We start from the raw sequence: 22,250 nt of genomic DNA on the forward strand, positions 1-22,250 counted from the left end.
GGAAAGGAAGGCTTTCATATGTCCATTGCGGAAAACATTGACGAGGTGCGCCGGAAGATCGCCGGCGCCGCCCGGGAGGCGGGCAGGGCGCCGGAGGAGATCACTCTGGTGGGCGCCAGCAAGATGAACGACGCCGCCGCCTGCCGGGAGGCCATTGCCGCCGGCATCGACGTGCTGGGGGAAAACCGGGTCCAGGAGATGCTGCAAAAGTACGAGCAGCACGCCTATGACGGCGCACCGCTCCACTTCATCGGCCATCTGCAGCGCAACAAGGTCCGCCAGGTGGTGGGCAAGGTGGAGCTGATCCAGTCCGTGGGCAGCCTGGAGCTTTTGGAGGAGATCGAAAAATGCGCCGCCAGGCAGGGCCTGCGGCAGAAGGTGCTGCTGGAGGTCAATATCGGCGGCGAGGAGAGCAAGTCCGGGTTTGCGCCCTCGGAGATGATGGGCGCGGCGGAGCAGGCCCTGAAAAAAGAGCACATCGAGGTACGCGGCGTTATGACCATCCCGCCGGTGGAAACGGCTCCTCACGCAAATATGGTGTTTTTTCATCAAGTTCACACACTATATGTTGACATCAACGAGAAATTGTTTCATAATAAATTAGAATACCTGTCCATGGGCATGAGCGGCGATTACGCCGATGCCATCCGGGCCGGCGCCACCATGGTTCGTGTGGGCACTGCGATCTTTGGCGCCCGGAAATACGGCGCCCAATAAACGACTTACACAAGAAGAGGAGGCTGCGGCCATGAGCATTCTGGACGAGCTGAAGAAGTGGACCCATCCCTATGAGGATGAGGACGAGGAATATGAGGACGACTTCCCCGATTTGAGCAAAAAGGAGTCTCCCTTTGAGGACCGGCGCTCGGAGCGGAAGGCCGTGGCCGAGGACCGGCGCAACAAGGTGGTGAACATCCATGCCACCACCCAGCTGAAGGTGGTGCTGGTGAAGCCGGAGCGCTTTGAAAACGCCTCTGAGATTGCCGACCACCTGAAGGACAAGCGCACCGTGGTCATCAACCTGGAGTCCACCAACAAGGACATTGCCCGCCGCCTGATCGACTTTTTGTCCGGCGTGGCCTATGCCGGCGAGGGCAAGATCAAAAAGGTGGCTGCCAACACGTACATCATCACCCCCTACCATGTGGACATTGAGGGCGACCTGATCGACGAGCTGGAGAACAACGGCCTGTACTTTTAAGAGCCGCCTTAGGCGCGGGAAGCGGCCGACGGCCTTGCCGCGGCCTGGATACGTGCGGCCTGGGGCGCTCAGGCCGCCGAATAAAGACAGGGGCGACGCCCCTATGGGAGGGTTTTTCTGATGCTGACGCCGCAGGAGGTTTCAAATCACGCCTTTACCAAGGCGATGATGGGTGGCTACAACATGGCCATGGTGGACGAGTTCTTAGATGAGCTGACCGACGACTATACGTCGCTGTACAAGGAGAACGCCGCGCTGAAGGCGAAGCTGAAGGTCCTGGTGGACAAGGTGGAGGAATACCGCTCCACGGAGGACGCCATGCGGGCCGCGCTGCTGACGGCCCAGAAGATGGCGGGCAGCATTGTGCAGGAGGCGGAGAAAAAGCGGGACGAGCTGCTTGATGAGGCGGAGACCAGGGCCAGAGAGCGGATAGGCGATCTGCAAAACGAGGTGTCGGCGCAGCAGCAGCGGCTGACGGCCGGGCAGCAGTCCTTGGCTGAGTTCATCCGCACCTCCAGGGAAGCCTGTGAAAAGCAGCTGGCGTTCTTAGAGGAGCTGCCGGAGCTGCCGGTCCAGGCGGCGCAGCCCCCGGAGGAGGAAAAGGGCCATTCCGTTGAGGAGATCGAGGAGCAGATCCTGGCCGCCTACAACGAAGAGCCGTCCGCCGCCGTGGAGCCGGAGGAGGAGACTCCTGCAAGGGAAGAGGAGCAAAACCCCTTCCTGGACGACGCCACCCGGACCATTAATCTGGATGATTTGAAGTTTGGCCGCAACTACAACGGCGGAAAATAAACAAAAGCGGCTCTTCCAAGAGCCGCTTTTTTCTGCTGCGGCGAAAGAGAAAGGAGGATGCGCCATGACGCCCATCGTCGCCATCCTGTATGATTTTGACAAGACCCTCTGCACCACGGACATGCAGGATTACGCCTTCATCCCAAGCCTGGGGATGACCCCGTCCGAGTTCTGGCAGAAGGCCAACCGGTTCGGCTGGGAAAACCGCATGGACGGCATTCTGGCCTACATGTTCACCATGCTCCAGGAGTCAAGGAGCAGGAACCTGCCCTGGACCCGGCAGGGCCTGGTGGAAAAGGGCAGGAGCATCGTCCTCTTCCCCGGGGTGCGGGACTGGTTCCGGCGGATCAACGCGTTCGGAGCGTCCCAGGGGGTGGAGGTGGAGCACTACATCATCTCCTCCGGATTGCGGGAGATCATCGAGGGTTCGTCCATCAGCGGCGAGTTCAAGGAAATTTATGCCAGTGAGTTCTACTACGATGAATCCGGCGTGCCGGTGTGGCCCAAACTGGCGGTCAACTTCACCGCCAAGACCCAGTTTGTCTACCGCATCAACAAGGGCGTGTTAGACGTGTCCAACGACAGGGACCTGAACGCCTCCATGCCCGACGACAGCAAGCGGGTGCCCTTCACCAACATGATCTACATGGGCGACGGGCTCTCCGACGTGCCCTGCATGAAGATGATGCGGGCCTACGGCGGCCAGGCCATCGCCGTGTACCAGGACGGCAACCGCCCCGGTGTGGAGGACCTGCTGAGCAAGGGGCGGGTGGACTTCATCTTCCCGGCGGACTACAGCGAGGGCACGGATCTGGACGCCACGGTGAAGAACATCATCACCAAGATGTCCATTTTGGACCGGTTGACGGAGGAGAACACCCAGCAGCTCAAGCGGATCGGCTGGGACGTGCTGCCCAACCAGGCCAGCTTATTTGAAGCGCCGCAGGAAGGAAAGACCCTGTGATCATATTGCTGCACGGGCTGGGGCAGACGCCCCAAAGCTGGGACCGGACGATCTCCCATCTTCCGGACTCAGACGTCCGCTGCCCTGATCTCTTTCGGCCCCTTGGGGGGAAGGAGCACACCTACCAGGCCCTCTATCAGGGGCTCTGCCGCTCCTGCGGGGAGGTGGAGCCGCCGTTTGTACTCTGCGGCCTCTCCTTAGGCGCGGTGGCGGCGCTCCACTATGCCATGGACCACCCGGGGAGGGTGTCCGCCCTCATCCTCATCGCGCCCCAGTACCGGATGCCCAAGACGCTGATGCGCCTGCAAAACGCCCTCTTCCGCCTGATGCCGGAGCGCTCCTTCCGGGAGATGGGGCTGGGGAAGAAAGCGGCGCTGGAGCTGACCGGGTCCATGGCGGACCTGGACCTCAGCCGGGGCCTTTCGTCGGTCGCCTGTCCGGTGAAGCTCCTCTGCGGCAAGCGGGACCGGGCCAACCGAAAGGCGGCCGAAGAACTTTCCCGTCTCCTCCCGGAGGCCCGGCTGGAGTGGATGGAGGGCGCGGGCCACCAGGTCAACCTGGACGCGCCGGAGGCGCTGGCCCGCTCCATTGGAGACTTTTTAGAAAAATAAAAGGCCGGACGCATCGCGTCCGGCCTTCTTTTTTGATTAAGGCAGATAGTTCATGGGGTTTTTGGGCGTGCCCTTGTAGCGGATTTCAAAGTGGCAGTGGTTGCCGGTGGAATTGCCGGTGGAGCCCATGCGGGCCACCTGCTGGCCCTTGTACACGTGGTCGCCCACACTGACCAGGAGGCTGGAGTTGTGGCCGTAGTAGGTCACGTAGCCGTTGCCGTGATCGACCTGGACCAGATAGCCGTAGCCGCTCATCCAGCCGGCATAGGTCACGGTGCCGCCGTCGGCGGCGCACACGGCGGTGCCGTAGCCGTTGGCGATGTCGATACCCTTGTGGTTCTTGGAGGCCTTGGCATAGCTCAGGTTCCGGTAGCCGTAGCGGGAGGTGATCCGGCCGGAGCAGGGCCAGCGGAAGCTGCCGGTGGCCACCCAGGTGGGCCGCTCAAGCGTGCCGCGGGCCTGGACTTCGGTGGTGGGGTTCACCAGTGTGACGGAGGAGAGCACATCCCGCTGGGTCTCCTCACCGTTGACATAGGTGACATTGGCCACCACGTCGGCGGAGCCGTAGGAACCTGCGGAGAGGACCTTGTAGTCGCCCTGATAGAGGTAGGCGCTGTCCTGATACTCGATGTCGTAGGGGATATCCTCCACATAGCGCTCCTGCTGGACCTGACTGACGGTCAGGTAGGGCACCGCGTTGGAGATGGTCAGCACGTCGCCGATGGCGATCTTGTTGATGTCGTAGCCGGGGTTCATGGCCAAAAGTTCCTTGGAGGTCATGTCGTAGCGCTCCGCGATTTCCGACCAGGTGTCGCCCTTGACCACGGTGTAGGTCACCTCGCCGGCCTTGGTGCTGTTGAGCAGCTCGGCGATATAGCCCAGGTTCATCACCTTGTCCGTGGGCACGTACTCCGGGCGGACCTGAATGTCCTCGATGATCTCGCAGGAGACGGTGTTCTCGTCTGTGTAGGCGTCCCGGATCTGCTGGAGCAGCTCCTCAAGAGCGCCCTCATAGGTGGTGGCGCCGATGAGCTCGCCGTCCAGATACAGGGAGTAGCCATAGGTGACCAGGCCAAGCTGGTCGGAAAGCTCCTCCTCCAGCGTGGCTTCATCCACCAGTGCTGAGCGGGAGATAAAGCCGGAGGTGTACTGGATGCGGTTTTCGTCGATGGTGTAGGCGCTGCCTAAGGTGCGGGCGGTGATGCGCTCCAAATTGGTGCAGGCGTCCTCCACCGTGTTCAGCGAACGGACGGAGGCGATGACGCTGCCGTCAAACTTCACCGTGGTGCCGAAGGTATAGAGGGAGGAGAGGACGGCCACCACCGCCACCACCGCCGCGGAGCTTAGGAACAGGGCGGGGTGGATTTTGCGGCGCTCCAGTCCGGCGCGCAGGTGGGCGTAGGCGTTGATGCTTTTTTTGCGAAGGCCCCAGGTCTTCTCCCGCAGCGTGCCGCCCAACATGGGGAGCATGCCCCAGGCGAAGAGAAACAGCTGCACGACGCGGCGCTGGGACTCGGGGAAGCGCTTGGCCCGCTTCTCCCGCACCAACCGCCTGGTCTGGCGGTGGAGGGTGCGGACGCGGCGCATCGCCGCGCCGGGCAGACCCGCAACAAGGGACAGTATCCGTTCGCCGCCCGTGTGGATGGCCTGGGCGGCGCGGCTGGCGGCGTTGGATTGCTCCTCCTGCCGCTTGTCAGACTCTTTTATCTGCAGTTCAGCGTTCATGCAATCTCCCTTTCAGGAAATAGTTACAATTTGTTACCGCTTTATGATACCCTCTTTTTGCCTATCCGTCAAGTACTTTTTCGCCGAAAAAATGTCAACTATCCCTTGTGTTCTGGCAGTTTTTGTAACTACAGCATCTTGTGCAATCCGCGCATCCGCCGGGGGAAGAGGGCGGCGATTGAGATATTTGTAACTTTTTTACCAAAAAAAGCGGCTCTTTTTATTGACCCTGCGGTTGGGGCGTGTATAATAAAAACAGTATGAATTTTGAAAACTATTTGGGAGGCAAATGAAATATGTTCAATTTTCTGATCAACAAGCTGAAGGCCAATCCCCGCAAGATTGTCTTTACGGAGGGCACCGATCCCCGCATTCTGGAGGCGTCCGCCCGGCTGCTGTCCGGAACGTTCCTGACCCCGGTGCTGGTGGGCAACCCCGAGGAGGTCCAGAAGGCCGCCGAGGAGGCGGGCTTCAACATCCGCGGCGCGGAGATCATGGACCCCGAGAATTTCCCGGAGATGGAGAAGATGGTCTCCACCCTTGTGGAGCTGCGCAAGGGCAAGATGAGCGAGGAGGACTGCCGCAAAAGCCTGAAAAAGGGCAACTACTTCGGCACCATGCTGGTGAAGATGGGCTACGCCGACGCCCTCCTGGGCGGCGCCACCTACTCCACCGCCGACACGGTCCGCCCCGCGCTCCAGATCATCAAGACCAAGCCCGGCAGCAAGATCGTCTCCTCCTGCTTCATTCTGGTGCGCCCCTCCGCCACCGGTGAGAACGAGGTGCTGGCCATGGGCGACTGCGCCATCAACATCAAGCCCACGGAGGACGAGCTGGTGGAGATCGCCCTGGAAACCGCCAACACCGCCCGCACCTTTGGAATCGACCCGAAGATCGCCTTTTTGAGCTACTCCACCCTGGGCTCCGGCAAGGGCGAGGACGTGGACAAGATGCGCAATGCCTGCGAGAAGGCCAAGGCCGCCGCGCCGGATATGGCCATCGACGGCGAGCTCCAGTTCGACGCCGCCGTGTCCCCCAGCGTGGCCCATACCAAGTGCCCGGATTCCAAGGTGGCCGGCCATGCCAACACCTTCATCTTCCCGGACATCAACGCCGGCAACATCGGCTACAAGATTGCCCAGCGCCTGGGCAGCTTTGACGCTTACGGACCCATCCTTCAGGGCCTGAACGCCCCTATCAACGACCTCTCCCGGGGCTGCAACGCCATGGAGGTCTATTCCATGGCCATCATCACCGCCGGTTTGGTAGACTGAGAAAAAAGACACGGAGCTTTCGCTCCGTGTCTTTTTCTATTGTACGTTACTTTCCTTTTGGATAAGGCGCTTTCTTATCGGTGCGGCCCAACAGATAATCCACGCTGGTGTGGTAGAAGTTAGCCAATACGATCAATTGTAGTGCCCCGATGTGCCTCTTCCCTTTTTCATACGCACTATACGTTTTATAGCTGACACCCAGCAACTCAGCAACCTGTTTCTGACTCAAGCCCTTGTCAATCCTCGAATCCCGGATTCTTGAATACATCTGCCTCACCCCTGAGGCATCATAACATATTTCTCTGTAGATTAACCTGATTTTACTAATGAACGATAGTAAAATATTTTGTGAGGTGATAAAAATGATCCCGTATAAAAAGATGTATGCTCTCTTAATGGGCGCGGTCTCCGATGCATCGGATTCCATAGACGCCGGAAATGCCTCTCAGGCCAGAAAACAGCTGCTGACCGCAGTAGACGGAATAGAAAACCTCTACATTGAAACCGCCTTGAGCATAGAAGACGCGCACGACGAATAACCGTCGTGCGCGTCCCTCTATTTTCTCCGTCTGCGGCGGCCGTCCGCCGCCGCCACCACATACCCGGGCAGCATCGGCGCGCCGGAGCGCACCTTGCGGGGCTTGGGCGGCTCCGCCGCCGCGGCCTGGGGCCGCTCCTGGTCCCTGGCCCGCTCCGCCTTTGCGGGCTGCTCTTTCCCTGCGGTCCGCTCCGCCGAGGGCTTTGCCGCCCGTTTGGCCGTCCGCTCCGCCCGGGGAGGACGGGGCGGGCGCTCCGCCTTGGGCGTGGCCTCAAAGACCTCCATGGGATAGGGGTGGTCCGTCACCTCCGGCACCCGCTTGCCGATGAGCTTCTCAATGTCCTTCAAATAGGCCAGCTCGTCAAAATTGCAGAAGCTCACCGCCACGCCGCCGTGGCCCGCCCGGCCCGTGCGGCCGATGCGGTGGACATAGGTCTCCGGCACGTTGGGCAGGTCGAAGTTGATGACGCAGGAGAGCTCGTTGATGTCGATGCCCCGGGCCGCGATGTCCGTGGCCACCAGCACCCGGCTCTCTCCGCTCTTAAAGCTCTCCAAAGCCTTGACCCGGGCGTTCTGGCTCTTGTTGCCGTGGATGGCCATGGTGGGAATCCCCTCCCGGCAAAGCTCCTTGGCCACCCGGTCGGCCCCGTGCTTGGTGGCCGTGAAGACCAGCACCGAATACCAGCCGTTCTCCCGCAGCAGGTGGATGAGAAGCCGCCGCTTGTTGGCCTTGTCCACCTTGTAGAGGGACTGTTGGATGGCGTCCACAGTGGAGGACACGGGCGTCACCTCCACGGTGATGGGGTTTTTCAGAATCTGGCGGGTCAGCTTGACGATCTCCTCCGGCATGGTGGCGGAGAAGAGCAGCGTCTGGCGCTGCTCCGGCAGGCGGGCAAGCACCTTGCGCACGTCGTGGATGAAGCCCATGTCCAACATCCGGTCCGCCTCGTCCAGGACAAAGCAGCTGATGTGGCTGAGGTCGATATGGCCCTGGTTACAGAGGTCGTTGAGCCGCCCCGGCGTGGCCACCAAGATGTCGGTGCCCTTTTGCAGGGCCCCCACCTGGGGCACCTGGCTGACGCCGCCGAAGATCACCGTGGTGATCAGGGGCAGGTACTTGCCGTAGTCGTCGAAACTCTCCTTGATCTGGAGGGCCAGCTCCCGGGTGGGCGTGAGGATCAGGGCCCGGATGGGCTTGTGGGTAAAGTTCTTCTCCCGGTGCAGGTGTTGGAGGATGGGGATGGCGAAGGCCGCCGTCTTGCCGGTGCCCGTCTGGGCGCAGCCGATCAGGTCCCGGCCGGTCAGCACCGGCGGGATGGCCTGGGCCTGGATGGGCGACGGGGTTACGTAGCCCACATCGCGGACCGCCCGTTGAATCTCGGGCAGAAGGTGTAAGTCTTGAAAGGTCATGAAATACTCTTTTCCTGTTTATTTTCGCTTGAATTGCGCGGGTACGGCGGCATTTTTATTCGTCCAACTTGAGCACCGCCAAAAACGCCTCCGTAGGCACCTGGACGGTGCCAAGGGTGCGCATCTTCTTCTTTCCCTCCTTCTGCTTTTCCAGCAGCTTCTTCTTTCGGGTGATGTCGCCGCCGTAGCACTTGGCCAGCACGTCCTTGCGCATGGCCTTCACCGTTTCGCGGGCGATCACCCGCCCGCCGATGGCCGCCTGGACCGGAATCTCGAAGAGCTGGCGGGGGATGTTCTCCTTCAGCTTTTCGCACAGCCGCCGCGCCCGGGGGTAGGCCTTGTCCTTGTGGGCGATGAAGCTCAGCGCGTCCACCTGGTCGCCGTTGAGCAGCACGTCCACCTTCACCAGCTCGCTGGCGCGGTAGCCGGATAGCTCGTAGTCCAGGGAGGCGTAGCCCTTGGTGTTGGCCTTCAGGGCGTCGAAAAAGTCGTAGATGATCTCGTTGAGGGGCATCTGGTAGTGCAGCTCCACCAGGTTGGTGTCCAGGTACTGCATGTCCTTGAACTCGCCCCGGCGGTCCTGGCACATGGGCATGATGTTGCCCACGTAGTCCTGGGGCGTAATGATAGACACCTTCACATAGGGCTCCTCCGCCAGCTCGATGGAGGCCGGGTCCGGGTAGTTGTGGGGGTTGTCCACCTTCACCACCGTGCCGTCGGTCTTTGTCACGTGGTAGATGACCGAGGGCAGCGTGGTCACAAGGTCCAGGTCGAACTCCCGCTCCAGCCGCTCCTGGATCACCTCCAGGTGGAGCATGCCTAAAAAGCCGCAGCGAAAGCCAAAGCCCAGGGCCACGGAGCTCTCCGGCTCAAAGCTCAAGGAGGCGTCGTTGAGCTGGAGCTTTTCCAGCGCGTCCCGCAGGTCCGGGTATTTGGACCCGTCCTCGGTGTAGATGCCGCAGTAGACCATGGGCTGCACGGGCCGGTAGCCGGGCAGGGCCTCGGCGGCCGGGCGGTCCGCGCCGGTGACAGTGTCGCCCACCCGGGTATCCTTCACGTTCTTGATGGAGGCGGTGAAGTAGCCCACCTCGCCGGCCTCCAGCGCGTCGCAGGGCTCCAGGCCCAGGGGCAGCAGGTGGCCGCACTCCACCACCTGGTAGGTGGCGCCGGAGGCCATCATCTTCACGCTCTGGCCTGTGCGGAGGGCGCCCTCCATCAGCCGCAGGTAGACGACGACGCCCCGGTAGCTGTCATACTGGCTGTCGAAGATCAGCGCCTTGAGGGGCGCGTCCGCGTCGCCGGTGGGCGGCGGCACGTTCTTCACCACGTCCTCCAACACGTCCTCGATGTTGATGCCTAACTTGGCGGAGATCTCCGGCGCGTCCATGGCGGGCAGGCCGATGATGTTCTCCACCTCCTCCTTGGCCCGCTTGGGGTCCGCGGCGGGCAGGTCGATCTTGTTGAACACCGGCAGGATTTCCAGGTTGTGCTCCAACGCAAGGTAGGTGTTGGCCAGGGTCTGGGCCTCCACGCCCTGGGTGGAGTCCACCACCAGCACCGCGCCCTCGCAGGCCGCAAGGGACCGGCTGACCTCGTAGTTGAAGTCAACGTGGCCCGGCGTGTCGATCAGGTTCAGCTCATAGACTTCCCCGTCCCGGGCCTGATAGCTCAGCCGGACGGCCCGGGCCTTGATGGTGATGCCCCGCTCCCGCTCCAGGTCCATGTTGTCCAGGAGCTGGCTGGACATCTCCCGCTTGGAGACGGCGTTGCACCGCTCCAACAGCCGGTCGGCCAGGGTGGACTTGCCGTGGTCGATGTGGGCGATGATGGAGAAGTTTCGGATATTTTCCTGTTTCATTATTTTTTTAACCTCCTTGAGGCAATGGACCACACGTCACTGCCAAATGGCGTCGTAGTCATAGTGTACCACAAATTCCTTCCAGTCGGAAAGGACGTCCGCCGTTTCCGCCGGGTCGATCTCGTACTCCCCTGCGGCCAGCTCGCCGATCAGCCGGGAGCACACCGCCCCGGAGTGGTGGATATAGTCGCCGTAGTTATCAAGGTCCGTCACAATGTCCTCCTGGGCCGGGAAAAAGAAAACGCGGATGTTTTCCTGCCGCTGGTTCTCCGTAAGGTACCGCATTCCCATCTCCAGTGCGGAGAACACGGCGTCCGTGGCGCCGGTGCGCTGCATCTTGTCCCAGTAGAGCATGCTGTAGGGCGGGAAGAATACGTCGAACTCCGTCTCCGGATGGCGGTTGGCCCAGCTGAGGATCACCTTCACATTGTCCACGGCGTTCTGGTGATAGGCCGTATCCGCCACGCTCTCCCCCGAGACCTCCGGCCGCTGGTAGCCCGCCAGGGCGGTCGCCTTGGACCACCACACGTCGCCGTCCCAGGTGAAGGCTTGGTCCACGTCGCCGGTGGTGCCCCACTGATTGCACTTGATGCGGTAGAGGCTGTAGTACAGCGTGTCCTTATTCAGGATATAGTTTACATCATCCAGCGGGTTTTTGTTGTAGAGATATGCGGGCAGGGCGTCGGTTTTTTTGGATTCGTCCCGGGTGAGGACGTTGATGTCCAGGCCGAAGAGCACCCGCTCCGGCGTGTGGTGGCGGAAAACCGTGTCCATGGCCTGGTCAAATTCGCTGAGGTAGCCGTCGGGAAAGGTCAGCTTCACCGCCGTGCCGCCGAAGGCCGCCTCCACCTCGCTGACGCGGTAGTTGGCGGTCATGGAGGTGCCCATCACCACCGTGTCCGCCGCCGCATGCTTGGCCATGCCCGCGTTCTGGTAGCGCTCGCTGAAAAAAACCGGCTCGATCTTCCCCGGAAAGCGGAAGTAAAAGCAGGGGTCGGCATACCAGACCAGGGCCGCGCAAACGCCCAGAGCCGCCAGTGTCAGGGCCAGTGTGCCCAGAACAAAGCGCCTTTCCTTCATCATCCGCGCCTCCCTGTCAGAAATTGGAGTAGATAAACGTGGTGATGCCGCTGAAGGACAGCACCGACCATACAAGTACAACCGCCAGGCCCGCCGCCCGCCACCAGGTGGGGCGGAACTCGTCCATGCGCCGCACGGCGCTGCGGGGCATGGCGATGACCGCCAGGCCCACGCCATAGAGTCCCAGGATCAAAATGGTGTTCAGCCAGGGCGTCAGCGACGGCAGCAGGATGCGCACCGCGTCCATCTCCGAGGAGAAAAGCCCGGAAACCAGCCACTTGTCCGGCCGCTCCATACGCAGGGAGAAAAGGGCCCGGAGCACGCTGCTGCCCGCCGCCACCGTAGGTGCCCTGAAATAAACCCAGGCGATGTTCACCACGGCAAAGGTCAGCGCCCAGCGGACCGCCCCCGGCAGGCGGTCCCGCCGGCTTCCCCACAGCCGCTCCGCCACCTGGCAGGCGCCGTGGATGGCGCCCCAGAGGAGGAAGGTCCAGCCGGCACCGTGCCAGAAGCCGCTGACCAAAAAGACGATCATGATGTTGAGGTAGGTCCGGACCGCGCCCCGGCGGCTGCCGCCCAGGGGGAAGTAGAGACACTCCCTCAAAAACGTGGTCAGCGTGATGTGCCAGCGCTTCCAGAACTCGGTGACGCTGAGACTGCGGTAGGGCGAGTCAAAGTTCAGCGGCAGCCGGACGCCCAAGAGCCGGGCAATCCCCGCGGCCATGTCGCAGTAGCCGGAGAAGTCAAAATACAGCTGAAGGCTGTAGCCTACTACCACCAAAGCCGCCGAGGGGGTGGCCAGCTCCCCGAGATGGGCGTAGCCGTTGTTGACAATGACGCCGAAGGAGTCCGCCAACAGCACCTTCTTGCCGCATCCTATAGCGATGGCATAGAGTCCAGCCTGGGCGTCCTCCCAGCCGGGGTGGAGAAACTTCTCCCCCTTCAGCTGGGGAAAGAAGGCGCCTGGCCGCAAAATGGGGCCGGAGGTCACCGTGGGGAAGAAAAAGCTGTAGAGGATGAAGGAATCGCCTCTGAGGCGCTCCGCCTCCGCCGCCGGGAACTCCCCCGTGTACACCTCTTTCAAAAACCAGAGCTGCTGGAAGGTGAAAAAGCTCAGCCCCAGCGGCGCCCAGCCCACCGCCACAGCGCCGCCGGTGAAAAAGCCCATGTACTTGAAAAGAAGCAGCACGGCCACGTGATAACCCAGCGCCAAAAAGAACCATCTACTGCGGCCCTCAGCGCTCAGCCGCCCGGAGATAAGGCGCCGGCAGACCCCATAGGTCACGCAGCTCCCCACCAGCAGCACGCCCCACCCCCACCGGGCGGCGGAGGTGAAGCTCCAGAGGTAGAAGACCATGGAGGCGGCTGTCAGCGCCGCCTGACCCACCGGGCGGTTCCTGCGCCCCGCTCCAAGGCAAAGCGCCAGCGTCATGCTGAAAAAACCGACGAATCCGAAGGATTGAAAGTTCATCTCACTTCTCCGTCAGCGCGCTCAGGCGCGCGTCCGTGTTGTGCAGCACCTGGGCCACGCTCTGGCTGCGGCCGGGATAGGCCTCCTTCAGGCTCTCGTCGGACACGGAGGGGAATTCCTCCTTCCTCTCCGCCGCTTCGTCCAAAGCCAGGGCATAACGTACCTCGGAGAGCTTCATATCCGCCAGGGCCATGTCAAGGGAGTAGACCTCCGCGTCGGCGGAGAAATAGGCCTCATTCCCGCCCGCGCAGCGGTAGAGCCGGCGGTAGAGCTGGTAGACGCCGGTGGAGAGGTAGGCCGCCGCCGCGTTGATGGCGCCTTTGTCCCCCACCTTGCCCAAAAGGTCAAACAGCACCGACACGGAGCCGGTGATCAGCTTGTTCTGCAGCGTGGCAAGAACGCTTCCCTTGAGCACGCCGCTGCGCTCCGCCTCCGGGTCGTAGACCTCGTCGGAGGAGATCATGGCCCCATCCCGGCTGAGCGTCCTGCCTAAGATAAAGTCCGCCGACACATGGTAGTAATCGCAGGCCCGCACCACAAAGGGAAGGCCCGGCTCCCGGATGCCGTTTTCATAGTGGCTCAAAAGGGCCTGGCTCACCCCCAGGTCCTTGGCCGCCGTCCGCTGGCTGACGCCCCGCTCCTGCCGCAAAAGGGACAGGATCCTTGGAAATTCAGAGCTCATCTCTCCCACCTCTTCCACCGGTTTTCATGGAAAACGGCGGCTGAATCCGCCGTTTTTTATACTTCTTGTATACTATATCAAAATAAATACCATTTGTAAAGAATTTTTGTGAGGCGACCGGAGAATTTTTGCACAAAAGAAGATGGAATTATCCGTAAAACTGCACAAATTCCACCAAAGGATTTGTGAAATCTTGATCGAAGTATTCGGCAATTGATTCTGGACTATTGTAGGGTTTTCCTTCATAATAAGATAGATTATGGAACATTCTGTCCTTTATCGGAATCAAAATTCACGGAAAAGGGAGAGGGATATGAACAAGGGATATTTGGTGCTTGCCGATGGGCAGGTCTTTGAGGGTCTGCGCTTCGGCGCGGAGACGGACAGCGTGGGGGAGCTGGTGTTCACCACCGGCATGTGCGGCTATCTGGAGACGCTGACCGACCCAAGCTACTGCGGCCAGATCGTCATGCAGACCTTTCCACTGATCGGCAACTACGGCGTCATTGAGCAGGACTTTGAAGGCGAATGCGCCGTCCGGGGCTACGTGGTCCGGGAGGTGTGCGACGCGCCTTCCAACTTCCGCAGCCAGTACAAGTTAGACAAGTTCCTGAAGGACCGGGGTGTGCCGGGCCTGTGCGGTCTGGACACCCGGGAGCTGACCCGCATCATCCGGGAGCACGGCGTGATGAACGCCGTCATCTGCTCCAAGGTCCCCGGAGACCTGAAGGTTGTGCGCACCTATGCCGTGAAGGGCGCGGTGGAGGAGGTCAGCCGCACGGAGCTGGAGGTCTTCCCCGCCCAGGGGGAGGTGCTCCGCCGGGTGGCGCTCATCGACTACGGCGCCAAGCGCAACATCATCCGGGAACTGCAAAAGCGGGGCTGCGAGGTGACTGCCCTGCCCTGCACCGCCCGGGCGGAGGATGTGCTGGCGCTGAGCGCGGACGGCGTGATGCTCTCCAATGGCCCCGGCGACCCGGCCGACGACCTCTTCCAGATCGAGCAGATCCGCCGGCTCCTGGGCAAGGTTCCCATGTTCGGCATCTGCTTGGGCCACCAGCTGACGGCGCTGGCCGCCGGCGGCAGGACCTATAAGCTCAAGTACGGCCACCGGGGTGTCAACCAGCCGGTGAAGGAAGTGAACGGCCGGCGCACCTACATCACCAGCCAGAACCACGGCTATGCCGTGGACGCGGACACGGTGGGCTCCGGGAGGGTCAGCCTTGTGAACGCCAACGACGGCACCTGCGAGGGCATCGACTATCCGGAGCTCAGGTGCTTCACCGTCCAGTTCCACCCGGAGGCCTGCTCCGGGCCAAAGGACACTTCATTCCTCTTCGACCGCTTTATGAATCTGATGGGAGGTGAGCGGTAATGCCTCTTGATACCACGATCAAAAAGGTGCTGGTCATCGGCTCCGGCCCCATTGTCATCGGCCAGGCCGCCGAATTCGACTACGCCGGGGCCCAGGCCTGCCGGGTGCTGAAGGAGGCGGGGGTCAGCGTGGTGCTGTGCAACTCCAACCCCGCCACCATCATGACCGACAAGGCCATGGCGGACAATATCTACCTGGAGCCCCTTACCAAGGAGACCATCAAGCGCATCATCGACAAGGAGCGGCCCGACAGCATGCTGGCCTCCTTAGGCGGCCAGACGGGCCTGACCCTGGCCATGCAACTGGCCAAGGACGGCTTTCTCAAGAGCCGGGGCGTGCGGCTTTTGGGCACCGACGCCGACGCCATCTCCCAGGCGGAGGACCGGGAGCTCTTCAAGGAGACCATGGAGCGCATCGGCCAGCCGGTGATCCCCTCGGACATCGCCGAGGACGTGGAGACCGCCCTCAGTGTGGCGGAGCGCATCGGCTATCCCGTGATCGTCCGGCCCGCCTTCACTTTAGGCGGCGCGGGCGGCGGCGCGGCCAGCAACGCGGAGGAGCTGCGCATCATCGCCGGCACCGGCCTGGACGCCTCCCCCATCCGCCAGATCCTGGTGGAAAAGGCCATCTTCGGCTGGAAGGAAATCGAATTTGAGACCATGCGGGACAGCGCCGGCAACGTGATCGCCGTGTGCTCCATGGAAAATTTTGACCCCGTGGGCGTCCACACCGGCGACTCCATCGTGGTGGCCCCGGCCCTGACCCTTTCAGATAAGGAGTACCAGATGCTCCGCAGCGCCTCGCTGGACATCATCTCCTCCCTTGGCATCGTGGGCGGGTGCAACTGCCAGTTAGCGCTGAACCCGGACAGCTTTGAGTACGCGGTCATCGAGGTGAATCCCCGTGTGTCCCGCTCCTCGGCTCTGGCCTCCAAGGCCACAGGCTACCCCATTGCCAAGATCACCACCAAGATCGCCCTGGGCTATACCTTGGATGAGATCAGAAACGACATCACCGGCAAGACCTGCGCCTGCTTTGAGCCCACGCTGGACTATGTGGTGGTGAAGGTGCCCAAGTGGCCCTTTGACAAGTTCGCCGACGCGGCCCGCACCTTGGGCACCCAGATGAAGGCCACCGGCGAGGTCATGTCCATCGCGCCCTCCTTTGAATCGGCCCTGATGAAGGCGGTCCGGGGCGCGGCCATCTCCCTGGACACCCTAAACGCCAAGCCACTGGACGACGCGCCTCTGGAAAGCCGGCTCCACCGGGTGGACGACCGGCGCCTCTTTACCCTCTTTGAGGCGCTGAAGGCGGGCTACAGCGTGGATGCGCTCCACAAGATCACAAAGATCGACCGCTGGTTCCTCTCCAAGCTCTCCGGCATGGCGGAGTTTGAACAGCGCATCGCCAAAGGCCCCATGACGGAGGAACTGTATCTCCGGGGCAAGCGCATGGGCTATCCCGACGGGGCGCTGCGCCGCCTCAGCGGCAAGGGTCTTCCCCTGCACCGCAAGTTTGTCTACAAGATGGTGGACACCTGCGGGGCGGAGTTCGACGCCGAGACGCCCTACTTCTACTCCACCGCCGACAGCGTGTGCGAGTCACGCACCTTCCCCCGGTCCGGCAAGCCGGTGATCATCGTCCTTGGCTCCGGGCCCATCCGCATCGGCCAGGGCATCGAGTTCGACTACTCCTCCGTCCACTGCGTGTGGACGCTGAAGGAGTTGGGCTACGAGGTGGTCATCATCAACAACAACCCGGAGACCGTGTCCACCGACTACGACACCGCCGACCGGCTGTACTTTGAGCCCCTGTGCCCCGAGGATGTGATGGACATCATCGACGTGGAGAAGCCCGTGGGCGTGGTGGTGGCCTTCGGCGGCCAGACCGCCATCTCCCTTGCAAAGTTTTTGAACGAGCGGGGCATCCCCATCCTGGGCACCAGCGCCGAGTCCATCGACATGGCCGAGGACCGGGAGCGCTTCGACGCATTGTTGGAGCAGTTTGAGATCAAGCGGCCCCGGGGCTGCGGCGTCACCGGCATGGAGGGCGCGCTGAAGGCGGCGGCTGAACTGGGCTACCCCGTGCTGCTGCGGCCCAGCTATGTGATTGGCGGACAGAACATGGTCATCGCCCACAACGACGAGGAAGTCCGCCGCTATATGGACGTCATCCTCTCCGGCAGGATCGAGAACCCCGTCCTGGTGGACCAGTACCTCCAGGGCAGCGAGCTGGAGGTGGATGTGATCTCCGACGGCAAGGACGTGCTGATCCCCGGCATCATGCAGCACATCGAGCGGGCGGGCATCCACAGCGGCGACTCCATGGCCGTCTACCCGCCCTATTCCATCAGCGACAAGATGCGCGACACCATTGTGGAGTGCTCCACCAAACTGGCGCTGTCCCTTGGCACCAAGGGCCTCATCAACATCCAGTACCTCATCTACCAGGGCGAGCTCTACGTCATTGAGGTCAACCCCCGGGCCAGCCGCACCGTGCCTTACATTTCCAAGGTGTCCGGCGTGCCCATGGTGGACTTGGCCACCCGGGTCATGGTGGGCCAGTCCCTTGCCTCCCTTGGCTACGGAACGGGCCTTTACGACACGCCCCCCTATGTCACCGTGAAGGTGCCGGTCTTCTCCTTTGAAAAGATCACCGACGCAAACGCCTCCCTCTCCCCGGAGATGAAGTCCACCGGTGAGGTGTTGGGCGTGGGCAAGACCCTTCAGGAGGCCCTCTTCAAGGGCCTGGTCAGCGCCGGATTCCATGTGGAGCGGGAGCGCCGGGGCGGCATCCTGATCTCCGTCAACCGCCGGGACCAGCCGGAGGTGGTCCACATCGCCCGGAAGTTGGACGATTTGGGCTACAAGCTCTATGCCACCGAGCGCACCGCCCGGGAGATTTCCCAGTTGGGCACCGATGTGGAAGTGGTGGGCAAGTTGGGCCAGGACAACCGGGTATTCGGCCTCCTTGAATCCGGCAAGATCGACTATATCATCCTCACCGGCTCCACCGAGCCGGATTACATCCGGGACTTCATCCACTTAAACCACCGCTGCGTGCAGTTGGGCATCCCCTGCCTCACCTCCCTTGACACGGCGGCGGCCCTGACGGACATCCTCTCCTCCCGCTACACCCAGCAGAACACGGAGCTGGTGGACATCGCCCACCTGCGCAAGTGGAAGCAGGAGCTGCGCTTTGTAAAGATGCAGACCAGCGGCAACGACTGCATCATCATCGAGAACTTTGACGGCACCGTGGAGTGCCCCGAGTCCCTGGCGCTCACCCTGTGCGACCGCCACTGCGGCGTGGGGGCCGACGGATTGGTGCTCCTTGAGCCCTCCAGCCGCGCGGACGTGAAGATGCGCATGTTCAACAACGACGGCTCCGAGGGCGCCGTGGCGGGCAACGCCCTGCGGTGCGTGGGCAAGTACCTCTTCGACCGGGGGCTCATCCACCGCCACATGGTCAGCGTGGAAACCATCAGCGGCGCCCATCAGATCACCCTCTACACCACCAACGGAAAGGTGACATCCGCCTGCGTGTCCATGGGCAAGGCCAGTCTGGACGCCTCCCGCCTGCCCACCACCCTGGCCGAGCCGCGGTTGGTGGACTACCCCGTGGAGATCGGCGGCAAACAGTGGCGCATCACCTGCGTGGATCTGGGCAATCCCCACTGCGTGGTCTTCTGCGACCGGGTGGACGCGGTGGACCTGCCCCAGGTGGGGCCCCAGTTCGAGTGGGCCCCCATCTTCCCGGAGCGGATCAACACCGAGTTCATCCGCGTGGTCAACCCCAACACCATCAAGATGCGTGTGTGGGAGCGGGGCAGCGGCGAGACCATGGCCTGCGGCTCCGGCGCCTGCGCGGCCGTTGTGGCGGCGGTGGCCAACGGCCTTTGCCAGAAGGACGCGGACATCACCGTCAAGGTCCGGGGCGGCGATCTGATCGTCCGCTATACGGACGAGGGGATCACCCTCACCGGCGACGCGAAAAAGGTCTTTGAGGGCACAGTCCGCTATTAAGGCGGCGCAAAACAGAAAAAGCCGCCGCAGACGGAGAAAATAAAGAGACGCGCACGACGGTTATTCGTCGTGCGCGTCTTCTATGCTCAAGGCGGTTTCAATGTAGAGGTTTTCTATTCCGTCTACTGCGGTCAGCAGCTGTTTTTTGGCCTGAGAGGCATTTCCAGCGTCTATGGAATCCAATGCATCGGAAACCGCGCCCATTAAGAGAGCATACATCTTTTTATACGGGATCATTTTTATCACCTCACCATTTATACATTGCCACAATATTGTAGCACATTCAAATGTGATATGCAACAAAATAGTAGCATTTACTTGTGAGGAGTGATGCTGCTATGGTTTTTCAGCGGTTAGAAGATTTGAGAATAGATGCGGATAAGACGCAAGAAGACATCGCCAAAATACTGAATTGCAAAAGGGAAGTGTATCGGCGATATGAAAAGGGAATTCAAGAAATACCAGTCTGGGCACTCATCAAACTGGCAGACTTCTACAAGACAAGCACGGACTATATTCTGGGCCTGACAAACAAGCGGGAGCAGGACTAAAACAGAAGAAAAAGAACATAATACACCACAATATTGTGGCATATTCAGACGCGAGATGCAACAAAATAATAGCATTTCTCCATAAGGAGTGATGCTATTATGGTTTTCCAGCGGTTAGAAGATTTAAGGATAGATGCGGATAAAACCCAAGAGGACATTGCTGATATACTGGATTGTAAAAGGGAAGTGTATCGGCGATATGAAAAGGGGATTCATGAAATACCAGTCTGGGCACTCATCAAACTGGCGAGCTTCTACAAGACAAGCACGGATTACATTTTGGGCCTGACGGATATTCAAGAGCCTTATCCAAAAGGGAAGTAACGCATAACAGAAAGAGCGCGCGGCAACCGCCGCGCGCTCTTTTTCTCACTCGAGGCCCATCACGTCCTCCACCGGCATGGACAGCACCACGCCCTGGGCCGGACTCTTGGGGCCGAAGCCCTTGTGGATCGCGTCCATGATCTCCACCTTCTTCTTCCGGGAGGACACGATCAAAATCAGCTCCTGCTCCTCCTGGAGGGAGATGCCGAAAAAGCGCATGGGCTCCTCCAGACCCCGGCGGCGGCCACGCAGCACCGTGCCGCCGGTGGCCCCGGCGCTCCGGGCCGCGTCCATCACCTCGTCGCTGAAGCCCTGGTTGACGGCGGCTAAAATCATGGCGTATGCGGATTGTGAAGCCATAGGCGGATCTTCCTCCTCTTTTTTGGGAATGGGCCGATCCAGCAGGCGCAGCACGCTGGACTGAAGGCCGCTGATGGGGATGGTCACGGCGATGCCCGTGCCGTGGTGCTTCAGGTGCAGCGCCCGGTTCAGCTGCCGCAGCAGCCCCGGGGCCTCCTCACGGCGGATCATGGCCAGGCTGACGGCCTTGTCGGATTCGCCCAGGCCGCTCAGCCGCAGGATCTCCGAGCTGGCGGTGCCCTTTCCCCGGCACTGGTACTGGAGGGGGACAAAGCCCTGCTTCAACAGCGCTGACACCTGCACGGCGTTATCCGCGTCGCTGATGACGAATAAAAGGCGGGGCTCGCTCATGCGCACACCTCCTCTTCCAGATCAACGATGTAGTCCTCTTCCTCCGGCGCGGCGGGGGCCTCCTCCGGGGCAAAGCGGAGCTTGCGGGCGTAGACCACGCCCATGGCCTGCACCGCGATCAGCGGGGCCAGGGCCACCAGGGCCACCACGCCGAAGGCGTCAGTGACCACGTTGCCGCCGGCGCCGGTGCACGCGCCGATGGACAGCGGCAGCAAAAAGGTGGAGGTCATGGGGCCGGAGGCCACACCGCCGGAGTCAAAGGCGATGCCCACGAACACCCGGGGCACGAAGTAGGTAAGAATCAGGGCGATGAGATAGCCGGGGATCAGAATCCAGTAGATGTGGATGCCCGTCACCACCCGCACCATGGCCAGCCCCACCGCCGCGGACACGCCTAAGGAGAGGCACAGATTCATGGACTTGCGGGAGATGGCGCCGTTGGTCAGGTCTTCCACCTGGTGGTTGAGAATCTGTACCGCCGGCTCCGCCTTGACGATGCAGTAGCCGATCACCGCGCCCACCGGCACCAGAAGCCACAGGTGGTCGGCCATGCGGCTGCCCAAGAGGCTGCCCACCGGGGCAAAGCCCACGTTGACCCCGGTGAGGAACAAAATGAGGCCTACGATGGTGTAGGTGAAGCCCACGATCATCCGCAGAAGCTGGCCCCGGTGGTAGCGGTGGGTGAAGAGCTGGAAAAGCAGAAATACCGCAAGCACCGGCGCCATGGAGGAGAGGACCTCCCGGCCAAAATGGGGCAGCTGGACGGCAAAGGCCGCCGCCACATCCCGGGTGGTCTCCACCTGGGCGATGTCCACCGTGGCGTAGGAGCTGCCGTCGGGATGATAGAAGATGCCCAGGAGCAGCACCATCAAAATGGGGCCGATGCTGGAAAAGGCCACCAGGCCGAAGCTGTCGTCCGCGCCGTTTTTGTCGCTTCGGGCGGCGGAGAGGCCGATGCCCATGGCCATGATGAAGGGCACGGTCATGGGGCCGGTGGTGACGCCGCCGGAGTCGAAGGCCACGGGCACAAAGTCCGCCGGAGTCACAAAGGAGAGGGCGAACAGCGCCAGATACAAAATGCACAGCAGCCGGGGAAGGGGGATGCGGAACAAAATGCGCAGCGCCGCCGCCACAAGGAAGAGGCCCACGCCCACCGCCACGGTCCAGATCAGCACCTCATTGGGCACCGAGGGCACCTGGTTGGCCAGGACCTGGAGGTCCGGCTCGGCGATGGTGATGATGGCGCCCATCAAAAAGCACAGTCCCACCGTCAGCGGCAGGCTGCGTGTTTTAAAGAGCTGGGTGCCGATGCCCTCGCCCAACGGCGTCATGGACATCTCCGCGCCCAGCTGAAAAAGCCCCATGCCGACGATCAGCAGCACCGCGCCCGTGAGGAACAGCAGCACCGTGCCCACCTCCAGGGGCACCGCCGCCACCGTCACCAGCAGCACGATGGCGGTGATGGGGAGCACCGCCGCCACGGATTCCATAATTTTTTCCCGTAATTTCTTGTTCAAATCGTGGACTTCCCTCCGTTTCCAAAACCATAGGATGCATTCTTCTTATATCCCATTATACGGGAAAAGGGAGGGGGGAACAACGGGAAAGACGGAATCTTATCAGAATCTTTACAATTTATTATGGATAAAATGGATGAA

Annotated in this window: 21 protein-coding genes; 11 read left to right on the forward strand and 10 right to left on the reverse strand. The window is 61.5% G+C overall.

The window, feature by feature from the left end; all coding sequences use genetic code 11:
• Window positions 1-18 precede the first annotated feature (18 nt).
• The 5 genes from KQI82_RS02630 (at window position 19) to KQI82_RS02650 (ending at window position 3,568) form a co-directional block, all read left to right on the forward strand.
• Window positions 19-717 carry a YggS family pyridoxal phosphate-dependent enzyme gene (locus KQI82_RS02630; RefSeq protein WP_216558339.1) on the forward strand — a complete coding sequence of 233 codons (699 nt, stop codon included), beginning with the start codon at window positions 19-21 and terminating at the stop codon, window positions 715-717.
• A 31-nt stretch (window positions 718-748) separates the two neighbouring features.
• Window positions 749-1,201 carry a cell division protein SepF gene (locus KQI82_RS02635; protein ID WP_187332853.1) on the forward strand — a complete coding sequence of 151 codons (453 nt, stop codon included), beginning with the start codon at window positions 749-751 and terminating at the stop codon, window positions 1,199-1,201.
• 120 nt (window positions 1,202-1,321) lie between these two features.
• Complete coding sequence (locus tag KQI82_RS02640) at window positions 1,322-1,993, forward strand: DivIVA domain-containing protein (protein WP_216558341.1); 672 nt, start codon at window positions 1,322-1,324, stop codon at window positions 1,991-1,993.
• 64 nt (window positions 1,994-2,057) lie between these two features.
• Window positions 2,058-2,957, forward strand: coding sequence for an HAD family hydrolase (locus tag KQI82_RS02645; protein ID WP_216558343.1), 900 nt, complete (start codon window positions 2,058-2,060; stop codon window positions 2,955-2,957).
• Window positions 2,954-3,568, forward strand: a complete 615-nt coding sequence (locus KQI82_RS02650; RefSeq protein WP_216558345.1) for an alpha/beta fold hydrolase — start codon at window positions 2,954-2,956, stop codon at window positions 3,566-3,568. The genes KQI82_RS02645 and KQI82_RS02650 overlap by 4 nt, the downstream gene beginning before the upstream one ends.
• A gap of 36 nt (window positions 3,569-3,604) precedes the next feature.
• Here the strand turns inward: KQI82_RS02650 and KQI82_RS02655 are convergent, their stop codons facing one another.
• Window positions 3,605-5,293, reverse strand: a complete 1,689-nt coding sequence (locus tag KQI82_RS02655) for a peptidoglycan DD-metalloendopeptidase family protein (RefSeq protein ID WP_216558347.1) — start codon at window positions 5,291-5,293, stop codon at window positions 3,605-3,607.
• A gap of 296 nt (window positions 5,294-5,589) precedes the next feature.
• Here KQI82_RS02655 and pta point away from each other — a divergent pair, with 296 nt between their 5' ends.
• On the forward strand, window positions 5,590-6,567 hold the full coding sequence (gene pta / locus KQI82_RS02660; RefSeq protein WP_216558349.1) for a phosphate acetyltransferase: 978 nt from the start codon (window positions 5,590-5,592) through the stop codon (window positions 6,565-6,567).
• A gap of 46 nt (window positions 6,568-6,613) precedes the next feature.
• Here pta and KQI82_RS15850 read toward each other — a convergent pair whose 3' ends face one another.
• Window positions 6,614-6,994 (reverse strand): helix-turn-helix domain-containing protein, encoded by a 381-nt coding sequence (locus tag KQI82_RS15850; RefSeq protein WP_338148934.1) that lies wholly within the window; start codon window positions 6,992-6,994, stop codon window positions 6,614-6,616.
• Between KQI82_RS15850 and KQI82_RS02670 the strand changes: the two genes are divergently transcribed.
• Entirely contained in the window at window positions 6,930-7,106 is a 177-nt protein-coding gene (locus KQI82_RS02670; protein WP_216558354.1) for a hypothetical protein, read from the forward strand. The genes KQI82_RS15850 and KQI82_RS02670 overlap by 65 nt on opposite strands.
• A gap of 17 nt (window positions 7,107-7,123) precedes the next feature.
• On the opposite strand, the gene KQI82_RS02675 is transcribed toward KQI82_RS02670, so the two are convergent.
• From KQI82_RS02675 to KQI82_RS02695, 5 genes are read right to left on the reverse strand one after another with little or no spacing between them, the layout of a single operon-like run.
• Entirely contained in the window at window positions 7,124-8,515 is a 1,392-nt protein-coding gene (locus KQI82_RS02675; protein ID WP_216558358.1) for a DEAD/DEAH box helicase, read from the reverse strand.
• Window positions 8,516-8,570: 55 nt separating this feature from the next.
• Entirely contained in the window at window positions 8,571-10,373 is a 1,803-nt protein-coding gene (gene lepA / locus KQI82_RS02680; protein WP_216558371.1) for a translation elongation factor 4, read from the reverse strand.
• A gap of 36 nt (window positions 10,374-10,409) precedes the next feature.
• Window positions 10,410-11,456: a hypothetical protein gene (locus KQI82_RS02685; protein WP_216558374.1), complete on the reverse strand. Its 1,047-nt coding sequence runs from the start codon at window positions 11,454-11,456 to the stop codon at window positions 10,410-10,412.
• 13 nt (window positions 11,457-11,469) lie between these two features.
• Entirely contained in the window at window positions 11,470-12,924 is a 1,455-nt protein-coding gene (locus KQI82_RS02690; RefSeq protein WP_216558376.1) for an MBOAT family O-acyltransferase, read from the reverse strand.
• Window position 12,925: 1 nt separating this feature from the next.
• The gene (locus KQI82_RS02695) at window positions 12,926-13,606 is read right to left on the reverse strand and encodes a helix-turn-helix domain-containing protein (RefSeq protein WP_216558378.1); all 681 of its coding nucleotides are present in this window, start codon (window positions 13,604-13,606) and stop codon (window positions 12,926-12,928) included.
• A 313-nt stretch (window positions 13,607-13,919) separates the two neighbouring features.
• Between KQI82_RS02695 and KQI82_RS02700 the strand changes: the two genes are divergently transcribed.
• Window positions 13,920-14,981 carry a carbamoyl phosphate synthase small subunit gene (locus tag KQI82_RS02700; RefSeq protein ID WP_216558381.1) on the forward strand — a complete coding sequence of 354 codons (1,062 nt, stop codon included), beginning with the start codon at window positions 13,920-13,922 and terminating at the stop codon, window positions 14,979-14,981.
• A complete protein-coding gene (gene carB / locus KQI82_RS02705) occupies window positions 14,981-19,006 on the forward strand; it encodes a carbamoyl-phosphate synthase large subunit (protein WP_216558394.1) in 4,026 nt (1,341 codons plus the stop codon). Before KQI82_RS02700 ends, carB begins: the two co-directional genes overlap by 1 nt.
• Before the next feature lie 60 nt (window positions 19,007-19,066).
• Here carB and KQI82_RS02710 read toward each other — a convergent pair whose 3' ends face one another.
• Complete coding sequence (locus tag KQI82_RS02710; RefSeq protein WP_216558397.1) at window positions 19,067-19,243, reverse strand: hypothetical protein; 177 nt, start codon at window positions 19,241-19,243, stop codon at window positions 19,067-19,069.
• Between the two features lie 101 nt (window positions 19,244-19,344).
• On the opposite strand from KQI82_RS02710, the gene KQI82_RS02715 reads away from it, so the two are divergent.
• Both KQI82_RS02715 and KQI82_RS02720 read left to right on the forward strand, forming a co-directional pair.
• Window positions 19,345-19,557, forward strand: a complete 213-nt coding sequence (locus KQI82_RS02715; RefSeq protein WP_216558400.1) for a helix-turn-helix domain-containing protein — start codon at window positions 19,345-19,347, stop codon at window positions 19,555-19,557.
• Window positions 19,558-19,656: 99 nt separating this feature from the next.
• Window positions 19,657-19,881: a helix-turn-helix domain-containing protein gene (locus KQI82_RS02720; RefSeq protein ID WP_216558403.1), complete on the forward strand. Its 225-nt coding sequence runs from the start codon at window positions 19,657-19,659 to the stop codon at window positions 19,879-19,881.
• A gap of 45 nt (window positions 19,882-19,926) precedes the next feature.
• Here KQI82_RS02720 and KQI82_RS02725 read toward each other — a convergent pair whose 3' ends face one another.
• Complete coding sequence (locus KQI82_RS02725) at window positions 19,927-20,592, reverse strand: P-II family nitrogen regulator (protein ID WP_216558406.1); 666 nt, start codon at window positions 20,590-20,592, stop codon at window positions 19,927-19,929.
• Complete coding sequence (locus KQI82_RS02730) at window positions 20,589-22,109, reverse strand: DUF1538 domain-containing protein (RefSeq protein WP_216558409.1); 1,521 nt, start codon at window positions 22,107-22,109, stop codon at window positions 20,589-20,591. The genes KQI82_RS02725 and KQI82_RS02730 overlap by 4 nt, the downstream gene beginning before the upstream one ends.
• Between the last annotated feature and the right edge of the window lie 141 nt (window positions 22,110-22,250).

This window comes from Dysosmobacter acutus (assembly GCF_018919205.1).
Lineage (GTDB): Bacteria > Bacillota > Clostridia > Oscillospirales > Oscillospiraceae > Oscillibacter > Oscillibacter acutus.